This window comes from Pyrobaculum sp. (genome assembly GCF_049971835.1).
Lineage (GTDB): Archaea > Thermoproteota > Thermoprotei > Thermoproteales > Thermoproteaceae > Pyrobaculum.
In genome coordinates, this window is the sequence record NZ_JBMFKV010000060.1 from 1 (window position 1) to 11,204 (window position 11,204).

The following is an 11,204-nucleotide window of genomic DNA, read 5'->3' on the forward strand; positions in this document are numbered from 1 at the left end:
CACCGCTCCGCAGCCGCTTATCATCACGTCGATTCAACACTACATAACATCTATAAAAGCGTGACCCTGGGTGGAAGGGCGGAGTTCAGTGTGTAAAGACATATAAAGGCGTGACTTGGCTATAGCAATGGCTAGGTATCTAAAGGCGGAGATCGTCAGTGTTCTAGAAACTATGGACTCCTACGGGCAGATTGTGGGCGTCATGCTGGTCAGCGCCGAGGAGTGGGGGGACAAGGCAGTCCCCATCATAATCGGGGCCGCCGAGACGCTTTCTATAAAAAAGGGGCTGGGGGAGGTCGACTTCCCCCGCCCCCTAAGCCACGACCTCTTTATGGATATAATTGAGGCGCTGGGGGCCACCGTGGAGAAGGTCACAATAGACGCCTTGGTGTCCAGCACATACACCGCCACTGTATACATCAAGGACAGGGACGGGAAGACGCTTTCATTTGACGCCAGGCCAAGCGACGCTGTGGCGCTAGCCGTTAGGGCAAACGCCCCTATTTACATAGCAGACAACTTGGAGAAATACGCCGAGGATGTCCGCAAGTATCTACCGCCGCCCGGGGGCAAGGTTACTGAGGAATAGACTTTTCAATAACCTGGAGGGCTCTTACAATGTCGTCGAGGGTGTTTTTCAACGTTAGGATGTCGTCGGGCCGGCGCACTACATAGCTGACTCGTATCCGCCACCGGCCCCCTACGCACTCGTGCACTATCTCCATCCCCTCTGGGAGGCCTACGTCGTCTGGCTCCAAGGCGCGCGCCAGGCGGCAGTCCAGCGGCGTCTCTATACTACTTACCAACTTTTTCATAGGCTTGTAGAAACTCGGCGTATTTCCCCGCCTCTACGTATACCAGCAGGTGGGTTGGGTACTCCAGCACCTGGCCGAGCTCGGCGAAGATCGCGGCGGCGCCCTTCAGCTGGGCCCTCTGGCCGTGGGGGGGAATCAACGCAATTAGATGGCCCCCCGAGGCGTCGTACCTCAAGGCAACCCAGTTAACCAGCTTCATGTAGTGGGAAATGTAGGGGGGTAGCTTCTGTATATAGAAGGGATTCTGCACGGCCACCACGCCCTCCCTCGCCCTTTTAATAACTGTGTAGAAAGTCTCCGCCAGGTTGGAGACGTACACGTCTATCTCCTTACCTATGAAATTCGCCAAGTCGGCCTCCAGCCTCTCGGCGACGTCGGGGGCTTTTATGTCGGGCGAGTAGTACCTAATCGCCTTGTCCAGCACAGCCGTGTGGAAGCCCTCGCTGGCGACGACGCCCAGCACCCAGTCAAGTACCCTCACGGCGTCCCCCGGGAGGGAGTCAAAAACACGGCCAGTTACGCCGGGTATTATGGGCAACGTGGAGAGCGGCAACGCCCTCTCTATAGGAAGCTCCCCCATGAAGGGGAAGACTATGGAGAGCCTCTCGTCGCCTCTCGACAGCTCCCGGGGGAGCTGACACTTGTAGTCGCAGTAATCCACGCTCCACGCGTAGTGGCCGACGAAAAGCGCCCTGTAGATCTCCTCCTCGAGGGGCAGTAGAGACGTAATGATGTGAGCCGCCAGCTGGCTAATTGAAGAGAACTCAGTCCTGTAGATCTTGCCGTCGACGCCGATTTCCCACTCAGTTATGTACATACCCTGGCATTTGAAGCCCACACACACGCCCTCCCGCGGGGGCCAGTCTGCGACGTCTACATGCACGGTTTCCCCCAGGGCGTAGGCCAGGGCGTACGCGGCTAGGTAGGCGTCCACCGTCCTCCTGCTGTACATCCGCAACGGGTTCTGCTTCAAGTACTCCAGGAATCTGTCGACGTGGTCAATAACAAAGTTTCTAATATCCACGTAGAGACAGCTACAGTATATATTAAGTTGCTAGGTGGGAGAGCTCCTGCGGGTTGTACACAAAGTCCCGCGGTAGTTTGCCCACTCTTTTGTAATACTTAACGAGGCGGTGTATCTTAGACTCAACGAGTTGCAGACCTCTCCTCGACGCGGAGTCCTTCGGGTGCTCCTCTAGATGTTTCCTAATTCTCAAAGCCCGCCTCACGAGGTTAAGCAAATCCTCGGGAAGCTCCTGCTTGACGCCGCGCTCCTCTAGAATTCTCGTCAGCTTCTTGCCGGTAATCGGCTTCACCAGGGGGATCCCGTACTGATCCCTCAGTATTATGCCTATCTGCGACGGCTTGAAGCCGCGCCGGGCCAGCTCCACGGCTAGCTGCTCCACCTCCTCGGGGGTGTACTGAATCCAGTTGGGGACAGTTGGACGCGCAGGCCTGACAGAGCCAGACCTCCCCCTCTTATCACGCGATCGGTGAGGCACGGCGCAACTACTATACGCAGTTTATAAGTTTTACCGCTAACAGTATATATACCGGGGCCGGACGCTACGGGACGTGGGCGAGCCCCCTCCATGGCTCTGGGACCTCCCGTTGATAAATTTATATAACACAGACGTCATTGGCTTTATGTACGACGTGCCTTTCGTCGCAACTCCCGAAGTCGTCGTGAGGAGGATGCTACAGCTAGCCCGGGTCCAGCCCGGCGAGGTGGTCTACGACTTGGGGTCCGGAGACGGGAGGATTGTCATCATCGCCGCAAAGGAATTCGGCGCCAGATCCTACGGAGTAGAGATAAGGAAAGACCTCTACGAGCAGTCAATGGCGCGGATAAAAGACATGGGGCTCGCCGACAGGGCCACCATAATTAACGCCAGCTTCTACGACGTGCCGCTTACAGACGCAGACGTGGTGACCATGTACCTACTCACAAGCGTAAACGAGAGACTCAGACCGAAGCTAGAAAAAGAGCTCAGACCAGCCACCCGTGTCGTGACCCACGACTTCGAAGTCCCCGGCTGGAGGCCAGTCGTGGTCGAGGAGGTTTACGAAGACTGGAGAAGCCACAAGCTGTACCTCTACAAGATACCCGGCAGGGAGATCCCCCTGCCCGGCAAGGCAGTCACGGTTGAGGACAGGTGGCTTAGACAAGTCGCCGAGCTAATCGACGGTAGCAGATCGCTGGAGGAGATAGCCGGGAAGCTGGGGGTCCCTATTAGGAGGGTTAGGGAGGCTGTAGAGCAGTTAAGCAAAATCGGCGCCGTCGAGGAGGTGAAAATCATTAAATGAGGGAGGTCGTAGAGCTCTACAGGAGGATAGGGGGTTTCCAAGCTCTCCACGTCGCCGAGGCCTACGACATATTAAAGGAGGCTGTGGAGAAGGCCGACCTCCGGTTCCTGTCGTTCACAGGCAATTTAGTGGCCACGGGGCTGAGGGAGGTCTTCGCAGAGGCAATAGGCAGAAGGCTGTTCCACGCCGTGGTGACCACGGCGGGGGCTCTAGACCACGACATAGCCAAGAGCATGGGGGCCGCCTATACGCCCGGCTCCTTTGACCTAGACGACGTAGATCTCTCCACGAAGGGGTACCACCGCCTAGGCAACGTGGTGATTAGAAAAGAGGAATACGGCCCCCTTGTGGAGAAATTTATACTACAGCGATGCGACAAGCTGTTGGGGAGATCGCTGGCTACGTACGAACTCGCGGAGATCCTCGGCGCCGACATGCCCGAAAGCTCCATCCTCGGCGCCGCGGCGCGGGCAGGCGTCAAGATCTTCGTCCCCGGCATAGTCGACGGGGCCGTGGGCACCGCCCTGTTGACCTGTAACGACATCGCCAGGACTAGGAAAGGCGCCTCCAGAGTGTTTATAGACGTGTTAAAAGACGAGGAGGAGCTCAGAGAGTTGGTGTACAGAGCCGAGAAACTCGCCGCGCTCATTGTAGGCGGCGGCATTAGCAAACACCACGTGATATGGTGGGCCCAGTTCAGAGGCGGCCTCGACTACGCGGTGTACGTCACCACCGCCGTTGAGTACGACGGCTCCCTCAGCGGGGCGAGGCCGAGGGAGGCCATTAGCTGGGGCAAGATAAAGCCCACCGCTAAGTCCGTGTACATATATGCAGACGCCACGCTGGTTCTCCCAATACTTCTCAAAACCATCTAGTATGATCGCCGAGGTGTTGCCCGCCCTCCTCGCCTTCTCTACAGGAGCCGCCTTTGGCTGGTGGTGGGTCGGCTTCCAGAAGAGGCGGGGGATAACCTCCCGCGACGTCTACAAAGGCGTGGAGGGGGTGCCGAGGGCCGGCGGCCTCATAGCGCTGGTAGCCGCCGCCGCCGGCTACGCCGCGGCCACCCCCGTCAACACACAAGCCGCGGTGGTCCTGCTGATATCTCTCATAGTGGGCTTGCTGGGCCTTCTGGACGACTTGAGGGGGGTCAGCGAGTACGTACGGGTGCTGGTGCCGGTGGTCCTGGCGCTGGCGCTGGGGAGGGCCGTGGACGGCGTGAGGCTGACGATTCCCATGGTGGGCCTCTTCTACGGAGCCACGGGTTGGCTCGCGGTCTTGGCTCTGCCCATTATGACCAACGCCTTCAACATGCTGGATCCGGTCAACGGCTACCTACCAGCCGCCAACGTAGTCATAGGCCTCGCGCTTTTAGCAACGGCGGCCGTGAAGGGGCAGGCCGAGGCGTCTCTCCTCCTGGCGATACACACAGCGGCGTCCGCGGCGCTGTACCTCTACAACCGCTACCCAGCCAAGACCTTCAACGGCAACGTGGGGAGCTACTTCCTAGGCGCCAGCATCTCGACCATAGCCGTGCTATACGACCTCGTGGCCTATTTAATACTGGCGGGACTCCCCTTCGTGGTGAACGGGGCCCTCATAATATTCTCGTCAGGGGGGATAAAGGGACGTGAAAAAATCCAGAGGCCCACCATCCTGGAGGGCGGGCTGGTGAGGCAGGACTGCGGCTCCCCCATACTAACCCTGGTTAGGCTAGCCGTGGCCGAGAGGCCCATGTCGGAGTACCAAATCTTCAAAACCTTGACCCTCATCACTGCGGTCACCTCGGGGCTGACCGTACTGCTAGTCGTTGCGCTACGCCTGCTTTCTCTGCCGATATGAAAAAGGCGCTCCTCGTAGTCGTATTGTCCTACGGCTTTCTACTAGCTCTATTCGCAACGGCCGCGTACGCACTGGCGGTGTTTAGGACGAAGATCATAGGCGGCTTCACGGTGGGCGACGTCGCGGTGGTGCTCGCAGTCCTTATCTACGGACTGTTTATATATACCGCCGGGTTATACGTAAAACGTGTCACTTGCAACGGCAGACGTCGAGACACTTAGGTGCATAACCGGGGAGTCCAAATGGGAGCTGTGTCTAAGGCTGAAAAAGGCGAGAGAGGCAGTTGCGGAACTCGAAACGAGAATTGAAAAACTACTGGAGGTGGCGCCGTGAAGAGGGCGTCGGTGGCGGTGCTGGGCGTAGGAGGCGTGGGGAAGACCACCTACGTATTCAGACTCCTGGGGCTCTCTATAAAGCCCAGAGCCACCCTGAGGCCGGGTATATACCGCATGTACCTCAGCGACCGGGAGCTGGACTTCATAGACGTGCCGGGCCAGGTAGCCACAGAAGTAGCGAGAAACTTCGCCAAGGCGTGGACCTTCTACGTAGATCTCATGATCTACATGTATGACCTCACAGACCAGGCGTCGCTGTATGCAATAGCCGAGCTCCACAGCGCCCTACTAGACCGGGGCATAACCCCTTACAGAAAGGTGGTGCTGGTGGGAAACAAGCGGGATCTTGCAGAGGAACTCGGCCTATTCGTCGAGGGCGACGAGATAGCCGCGGCGGTCGGCGCCCCGAAGATCTACTACATATCAGCTCTAAAAGACAATATTGAAATTTTATACAAACCCCTAGAGGAAAATATATGATCCCCCGCGACGACATTATCCTAGGCATTTTATCCTCACCGCCGGCGGCGCTCCTCCTCGAAATAGAAGAGGCCAAGCCCATGCAGAGGGCAAGGCCCCTATTCGACCTCTTTTCAGAACTAGGGGCCCTCCAGAAGAAAGGCGACAAGTATAAAAGGGGCCGCCTTGAGATAAACCTCGGCGAACACTCCCCCATATCTGACGCCGTCTCCGAGCTGTTCCAGCACGTCGCCTTCCCCTACCTAATCTCAGGCAGGAAAACAGGAAGGCTCACCCCAGACCTCCAACGCGCGCTGTACACGTACACCTCAGCCTACCAAGCCCTCCGCATAGCCTTTACCCAATACCTGCTCAGATACGGCGGCTTGACGCTGGTGGCGGGGTGGTTCCCCTGCGCCTTCTCATCAGAGCTGATGTCCATCGCCGGCCGCGACGTCGTGATACTAGAAGAGAGAGAAGACATAGTCGCCCTGGAGATGGACAGACTATCGCTAATCCCCCTCGCCCCGGCCCCCCTCGGCCAGGAGCTGGCCGCCGCCAGCTTCTACGCCTTTGAAATAGCCCCCCTCACAAACCTCGACGAAATTGCGGAGAAGTACGGAAAATTCAACACAGCCGTGGTCTGCAACAGAGGCGCAGATCTCGACAAGCTCGGCAAAGTGGCAGAGGAGGTGTACTACATAGCCACACGCGACAGGCCGATAGCCCTGCTAAACAACGCCCTACTAAACGGCCTCGGCCTCGCGGCCCCCAGCGAAGAGCTAGAAAAGACGCTGAGAAAAGCCCAGAGGCAGGAGCTGGGCCCATTCGACGTATATATACTAAGGGGTACAGGCCCCACCTGACAGTATAATATCCACAGCCTCCCTAAAGCCGAGGCCGCTAGGCCTCTCAACAACGACTCTAGCCGCCTCCTTGGCGGCCGGCGTCGCGTTCCCTACGGCGAACCCCCACGTCCTCCTCAGCATACCCACATCCACATCGCTGTCGCCCACCGAGGCTACTTGAAAACACGGGATGCCAAGCCTCTCACACAGCCACGCCACGGCGACGCCCTTGTCGACCCCCGCCGGCCTAACGTGGATGGCGTAGCCGCTCGACTCCACCACGTAGCCCGGAGGCACAGCGGACCTCACACGCTCCAGAGCGTCGGCGGTCAGCGGGACGTAGGCTAAGTCGAACCTCCTGCATTTATTCTGGGGGCTAGGCGCCACGGCCCCGGTCGCCAGCACCGCCCCGTCCACCCGAGACATGTCGCCGGAACACAGCTCGTGAGTCTCCCCATCCAGATAGACAAGACAGCCATTCTCAGCAATGACATCCCTAATCCCCAGATACCGCGCTATGGCCAGCGCAAAATCCAAACCGTTGGCAGTGGCGAGGACAACCCTCAACCCGGCGTCACGCGCCCTCCGAAGAGCCAGAAGCGCCTCAGCCGACAGCTCGTACGTATTACGGCTAAGAGTCAACGTCCCATCCAAATCCACCACTAAAACCCTACACGACACACACAGCAAGATAGAAAGAATATAAAAACAGAAGCGGCGACGGGAGCCAGCCACCAAGCAACGAGAAGAGCCTCAACAGCGCCGCCGCCGGGATTTGTGCCCCGTCCCGAACCCCCCCGTAGAGGGCTCGGCGGGACGACGCGGTTATGAGCCATACGCGGGGCGCAGCCCCAGGGCGCTCTTCTGGCGTGCGAAGCCCAAGCCCGACGTGTGTTGTTGCCCGCCTTGTGAAAACCAGAGGTGCCCTCGGCCGCCGCGCCCGGCGCGTGTCGCTGGCTTTGGCGCGCCGCCTACGCCCGCCGCCTCTCAGCCGCCTCTCGGCGCCCGCGGCGCTACGGGGGGTACGGAACTCGGCGTGGTTCACAAAGGCGCTGGTTTAAAACATCTATCACAGAGATAATTACGCACTTGCCGATCCAGGTGGAGGCGACCGCGGGCCTCTTGAGCGGCAACGCCTTGGACTTAAGCGCCTCCACCGCCTCCTGGGTGGTGGCCATCTTCATGATCCTGTCGCTCTTTATGAGCCGTAGAGGTACGTGAGGTACTGGACGCCGCCGTCCTTAAAGTACTGTAACGAGTTCTCGCCGTCGAGCGCTATCAAGACCACGCCCCTCTTCACGCCTGCCTGCTCCAGCTGGTGCTCCACCGATTTGACCATCCAATAGGTTTTATTGGCGGCGTAGAGAGGGCCGCGGCTGTTCACGTCGCCGCTGGCGCCAAACCCTATGTAGTTCGATACTGATCGTTCCTGGCGAGCACGTAGAGGTGGCCGTATTCGGTAGGCGTATACCATAAGGCGTAGTTGAGCGCCATGTAGAGATCCTTGGGGATCTTGGCGAAGGATCAGAAGGCCCTCCCCGGCCTCTCGTGGACGAGGCGGCGTAGGTACTCCTCGTACCCGAAGTCGCCCACCGGTATAGCTAACACCGGGAGGCGCGCTGACGGGGCGAAGTCGAGCGCCCTCACGGCGAGATCCAGCCCTTTCTGGCTCGTGGCGCGCCCCACAGCCAGGAAGAGGGCGCCTCCTCTGTCCAGGGAGCCCTCTCCCCTCCACCCGCTCTACTAAGCTCCAGGGAGAGCCGTCGGGAGCCAGCTTGCGGAAGTGGGATTCGGCCTCCTCTATCCTCCAATCGGTGGAGTTGTAGAGGACGCAAGACTTGCCTCTAAGCCAGTCGCCGTATTTCGAAAGCGCCTCGTTGAGGTGCCCCCAGCTGACGCTGGAGACCACGTCGCTCTCCACAACAGCGAAGCCCTCGGCGGAGCCGCCCACTGAGTCCCACACAGACGAGTAGAGTTCCCGCCTGTGGCAACAGACCCTCCAGACCAGATGGGGTCTGTCGGGCAGATTTGCCTAATCGGCCGATGCGTAGTGCCACGGGAAGGAGTACTCCGACGATAGATAAAAACCAGCCGGGGGCGCGGCCCCCAAGCGGGGCCTGTGAGGCCGCGGCGAGGCCCGGGTAGGGGGTTAGATCGATACCGAACAGAAGCTGGGGTACGCGGCGCCCCTATTTATGTTGTTGGATAACCACGACTCGGTCGTGGTATGCAGGGCCCTATATGCACTTGACGTATAGGGCCATGGGCTCTCTCCACTCGGGATATTCGTCTATGGCCAGGGCCTTCACGAAGCCGCGCCTCTCGTAGAACCTCCTGGTTCTGATGTACGGTTCGTATTCGGGATCGCCGCTGGTCTTCACCAAGATGAGACTACAGCCGCGGCTCTTGGCCGCGCGCTCGACGAAGCCCAATAAAGCAGTGCCGATGCCTCTGCCTTGATATTCCCTCCTCACAGCCATCCAGAGTATCTCCGCTAGGCGGCCGTCTAGTTTGACCACGACGAAGCCAACCAGCTTGCCGTCTAGATACGCGCCGTAAGTCTCGTAGGCTCTGACGTCGGCGGACAGTCTCTCTATGCCCCTATCTGTAAACCACTCCTTGAGCTCTCTGGCTATCTCGACGCATTCCGTACACCCGTATATCTGCCTAATCGAGATCTCCACAGCCCCCTCACCGCGCTTTCTTATATATCTTCCGCTCTCAACAGACATCCGACGAACGTAGCCGCGGCGCCACGTTAAGGTAAACATGGCGCAATGGACGTGCCTATAAGGAGACGTCTTTTGGCTACGTCAGTCGGTTAGCTTATCCTAGCCGCCGTGGCGCCTTCAAAGTTAGCTGGAGTTGCGCATGGGCCGCCCACGACCATACAGGCAATCCGTTTTTCGCCTGAGAAACCGGCAGGCGTGCTGGATGGCGGAGGCTTTTTATAGCGGTCGTTAAGCCTACGTGCGCCTGGAAAGAGACGTCTTGGGCTTAATTGCGTTGATCGCTCTGCTGACCACAGCTACGAGGGCCGTCAACTACATGGTGCAGAGCACGGTGCCGCCTCTGGCGCGCGAGCTGGGCCTCACGCCGTCTCTGTTAGGCGCCTTGGCGGCGGTCGGCGCCGTCGGCCAGCTTATCGGCAGCTCGGTGATAAACGTAGCGCTGGGCCCGTCGCCGAGGAAAAAAGCCGTAGTTGCCGCCGCATTCGCGATCCCCCTCGTGCTGGCGATGTTCTGGCTGTCGGGGACGGCGGAGCTCTGGATCGCCTCGTTCCTATCCGGTCTGTCCTTCGGAGTGGTTATGCCCAACTTGATAAACCTGGCCTCCGTGAGGCCTGAGTACGCCGAGAGGCTGCTGGCGGCATACTCCCTCTCGCTCAGCACAAGCCTCGTGATAGGCCCGGCCTACGAGACGGCGATACTGACCAGGTACGGCTACAGAGACGTGTTCCTCTTTTTCCTCCCGCCCGCGATCCTCCTGGCCGCCCTATCGCCGAGGATCCCCATAGTGGGCGCCAGGTCGGCCGACCTCCGCGCTACCTACAGATCGGCGTTATTCAGCAAAGGCTTCGTCTCGGCGGCTCTCGCCATTACGTCCTACAACGTCCCCTTCATCGCCTTCGTGACTTATCTGCCCATATACGCCTCCGAGGAGCTGGGCCTCGCCAAGGCAGCTGCCTACTCGCTCTTCCTGCCCTTCTTCGCCGTGTCCATGCTCACGCGCCTCTATATGTTCCTCAGACCTGTCAGAGACGTGAACAAGGCGTTCGCCGTGTCCGCGGCGCTCACCTTGCTGGGCCTAGCCGTCTTCTACGCCTCCAAGAGCTACCTCCTGCTGGCGGCCGCCATGGCCATCCTCGGGGTGCCGCACGGAGGCGTCTTCACGCTGTCGACGATAATGATAGTCAGGACTACGTCGTTGGAGGAGAGAAACGCCGTGAACTCCCTCTTCTCCTCCTACCTGGTGATATTGGGCACGGCTGTGCCGCCCGCCCTAGGCGCGTCGGCGGAGCTCTGGGGATACGGCGCCATGTGGCTCGTCCTCGCCCCAGCCGTCGCCGCCATGTCGGCGGCTTTCTTCGCACTCTTCGGCAAAACCAAGGAGTTCAGAGGCCTTACTTGATCAAGAGCCCTATCACGAGGCCTATTATGAAGGTCAGGAATGAGTAGGGGATCACCGCCTTCAACACGCCGAGTTTCTCGGCCGCTTAATACGCCGTGTAGCCCAAGCTCTGGATAATGCCCATTGCCGTCAACGGCGAGATGTAGCCCACCGCCACCGCCAACAGCAACATGGCCAGCAACACCAAGGCCACGCCGATGAGGCGCCTTATCAGGATCCCTATGAGCAGTCCGAATATAAACGGCACGGCCAGGGCCATATCTGCGTCACCGATATCACGCCGTCAGATGCGCCAGGCCTAAAAAGTCCTAGGGCTCGGTGCCGCCCTCGGCGACGTCACCTTCCAAAAAACTTATGTATTGACAAAACTAGACGCACGTTGAAATTGTCGAGATGGACGGATCGGGCGGGATCTACATACCCGCGTAGATAAGACGTCTGACGTCGAGTCAGGGAGAGTGTAGATGAAG

The 11,204-nt window shown here is 59.1% G+C and carries 19 protein-coding genes; 10 read left to right on the plus strand and 9 right to left on the minus strand.

The features are described from left to right. Positions 1-127: 127 nt before the first annotated feature. A complete protein-coding gene (locus ACP5J3_RS06695; RefSeq protein ID WP_428494967.1) occupies positions 128-589 on the plus strand; it encodes a bifunctional nuclease family protein in 462 nt (153 codons plus the stop codon). Here ACP5J3_RS06695 and ACP5J3_RS06700 read toward each other — a convergent pair. Genes ACP5J3_RS06700 through ACP5J3_RS06710 form a run of 3 tightly spaced genes read right to left on the minus strand, consistent with a single transcriptional unit; the run spans position 576 to position 2,317 of the window. Further along, entirely contained in the window at positions 576-815 is a 240-nt protein-coding gene (locus ACP5J3_RS06700; RefSeq protein WP_428494968.1) for a KEOPS complex subunit Pcc1, read from the minus strand. The two genes, ACP5J3_RS06695 and ACP5J3_RS06700, sit on opposite strands and share 14 nt — an antisense overlap. Further along, positions 796-1,839, minus strand: a complete 1,044-nt coding sequence (locus ACP5J3_RS06705; protein WP_428494969.1) for a hypothetical protein — start codon at positions 1,837-1,839, stop codon at positions 796-798. Before ACP5J3_RS06705 ends, ACP5J3_RS06700 begins: the two co-directional genes overlap by 20 nt. A 22-nt stretch (positions 1,840-1,861) precedes the next feature. After that, on the minus strand, positions 1,862-2,317 hold the full coding sequence (locus ACP5J3_RS06710) for a 30S ribosomal protein S15 (protein ID WP_263243051.1): 456 nt from the start codon (positions 2,315-2,317) through the stop codon (positions 1,862-1,864). A gap of 145 nt (positions 2,318-2,462) precedes the next feature. Between ACP5J3_RS06710 and ACP5J3_RS06715 the strand changes: the two genes are divergently transcribed. The 7 genes from ACP5J3_RS06715 to ACP5J3_RS06745 are packed head-to-tail and all read left to right on the plus strand — an operon-like array spanning position 2,463 to position 6,621. Beyond that, positions 2,463-3,122 (plus strand): class I SAM-dependent methyltransferase, encoded by a 660-nt coding sequence (locus tag ACP5J3_RS06715; RefSeq protein WP_428494970.1) that lies wholly within the window; start codon positions 2,463-2,465, stop codon positions 3,120-3,122. Beyond that, the gene (locus ACP5J3_RS06720; protein WP_428494971.1) at positions 3,119-3,997 is read left to right on the plus strand and encodes a deoxyhypusine synthase; all 879 of its coding nucleotides are present in this window, start codon (positions 3,119-3,121) and stop codon (positions 3,995-3,997) included. The genes ACP5J3_RS06715 and ACP5J3_RS06720 overlap by 4 nt, the downstream gene beginning before the upstream one ends. 1 nt (position 3,998) lies before the next feature. Further along, on the plus strand, positions 3,999-4,961 hold the full coding sequence (locus ACP5J3_RS06725; protein ID WP_428494972.1) for a UDP-N-acetylglucosamine--dolichyl-phosphate N-acetylglucosaminephosphotransferase: 963 nt from the start codon (positions 3,999-4,001) through the stop codon (positions 4,959-4,961). Next, positions 4,958-5,182 (plus strand): hypothetical protein, encoded by a 225-nt coding sequence (locus tag ACP5J3_RS06730; RefSeq protein ID WP_428494973.1) that lies wholly within the window; start codon positions 4,958-4,960, stop codon positions 5,180-5,182. The genes ACP5J3_RS06725 and ACP5J3_RS06730 overlap by 4 nt, the downstream gene beginning before the upstream one ends. Further along, complete coding sequence (locus tag ACP5J3_RS06735) at positions 5,148-5,294, plus strand: hypothetical protein (protein ID WP_428494974.1); 147 nt, start codon at positions 5,148-5,150, stop codon at positions 5,292-5,294. Before ACP5J3_RS06730 ends, ACP5J3_RS06735 begins: the two co-directional genes overlap by 35 nt. Further along, positions 5,291-5,776: a Rab family GTPase gene (locus ACP5J3_RS06740; RefSeq protein WP_428494975.1), complete on the plus strand. Its 486-nt coding sequence runs from the start codon at positions 5,291-5,293 to the stop codon at positions 5,774-5,776. Before ACP5J3_RS06735 ends, ACP5J3_RS06740 begins: the two co-directional genes overlap by 4 nt. Beyond that, a complete protein-coding gene (locus tag ACP5J3_RS06745) occupies positions 5,773-6,621 on the plus strand; it encodes a hypothetical protein (protein WP_428494976.1) in 849 nt (282 codons plus the stop codon). The genes ACP5J3_RS06740 and ACP5J3_RS06745 overlap by 4 nt, the downstream gene beginning before the upstream one ends. On the opposite strand, the gene ACP5J3_RS06750 is transcribed toward ACP5J3_RS06745, so the two are convergent. The 4 genes from ACP5J3_RS06750 to ACP5J3_RS06765 all read right to left on the minus strand — a co-directional run bounded on the left by ACP5J3_RS06750 (position 6,598) and on the right by ACP5J3_RS06765 (position 8,289). After that, positions 6,598-7,284 carry a phosphoglycolate phosphatase gene (locus ACP5J3_RS06750; RefSeq protein WP_428494977.1) on the minus strand — a complete coding sequence of 229 codons (687 nt, stop codon included), beginning with the start codon at positions 7,282-7,284 and terminating at the stop codon, positions 6,598-6,600. The genes ACP5J3_RS06745 and ACP5J3_RS06750 overlap by 24 nt on opposite strands. A 332-nt stretch (positions 7,285-7,616) precedes the next feature. Beyond that, a complete protein-coding gene (locus tag ACP5J3_RS06755) occupies positions 7,617-7,781 on the minus strand; it encodes a hypothetical protein (RefSeq protein WP_428494978.1) in 165 nt (54 codons plus the stop codon). 20 nt (positions 7,782-7,801) lie between these two features. Continuing rightward, a complete protein-coding gene (locus ACP5J3_RS06760; protein ID WP_428494979.1) occupies positions 7,802-7,987 on the minus strand; it encodes a hypothetical protein in 186 nt (61 codons plus the stop codon). Positions 7,988-8,127: 140 nt separating this feature from the next. Next, a complete protein-coding gene (locus tag ACP5J3_RS06765) occupies positions 8,128-8,289 on the minus strand; it encodes a hypothetical protein (protein WP_428494980.1) in 162 nt (53 codons plus the stop codon). Between the two features lie 152 nt (positions 8,290-8,441). On the opposite strand from ACP5J3_RS06765, the gene ACP5J3_RS06770 reads away from it, so the two are divergent. Beyond that, complete coding sequence (locus ACP5J3_RS06770) at positions 8,442-8,576, plus strand: hypothetical protein (protein ID WP_428494981.1); 135 nt, start codon at positions 8,442-8,444, stop codon at positions 8,574-8,576. Positions 8,577-8,840: 264 nt separating this feature from the next. Here ACP5J3_RS06770 and ACP5J3_RS06775 read toward each other — a convergent pair whose 3' ends face one another. Then, positions 8,841-9,287: a GNAT family N-acetyltransferase gene (locus ACP5J3_RS06775; protein ID WP_428494982.1), complete on the minus strand. Its 447-nt coding sequence runs from the start codon at positions 9,285-9,287 to the stop codon at positions 8,841-8,843. 286 nt (positions 9,288-9,573) lie between these two features. On the opposite strand from ACP5J3_RS06775, the gene ACP5J3_RS06780 reads away from it, so the two are divergent. Next, positions 9,574-10,734: an MFS transporter gene (locus tag ACP5J3_RS06780; protein ID WP_428494983.1), complete on the plus strand. Its 1,161-nt coding sequence runs from the start codon at positions 9,574-9,576 to the stop codon at positions 10,732-10,734. Positions 10,735-10,819: 85 nt separating this feature from the next. Here ACP5J3_RS06780 and ACP5J3_RS06785 read toward each other — a convergent pair whose 3' ends face one another. After that, positions 10,820-10,993 (minus strand): hypothetical protein, encoded by a 174-nt coding sequence (locus ACP5J3_RS06785; RefSeq protein WP_428494984.1) that lies wholly within the window; start codon positions 10,991-10,993, stop codon positions 10,820-10,822. Positions 10,994-11,204 lie beyond the last annotated feature (211 nt).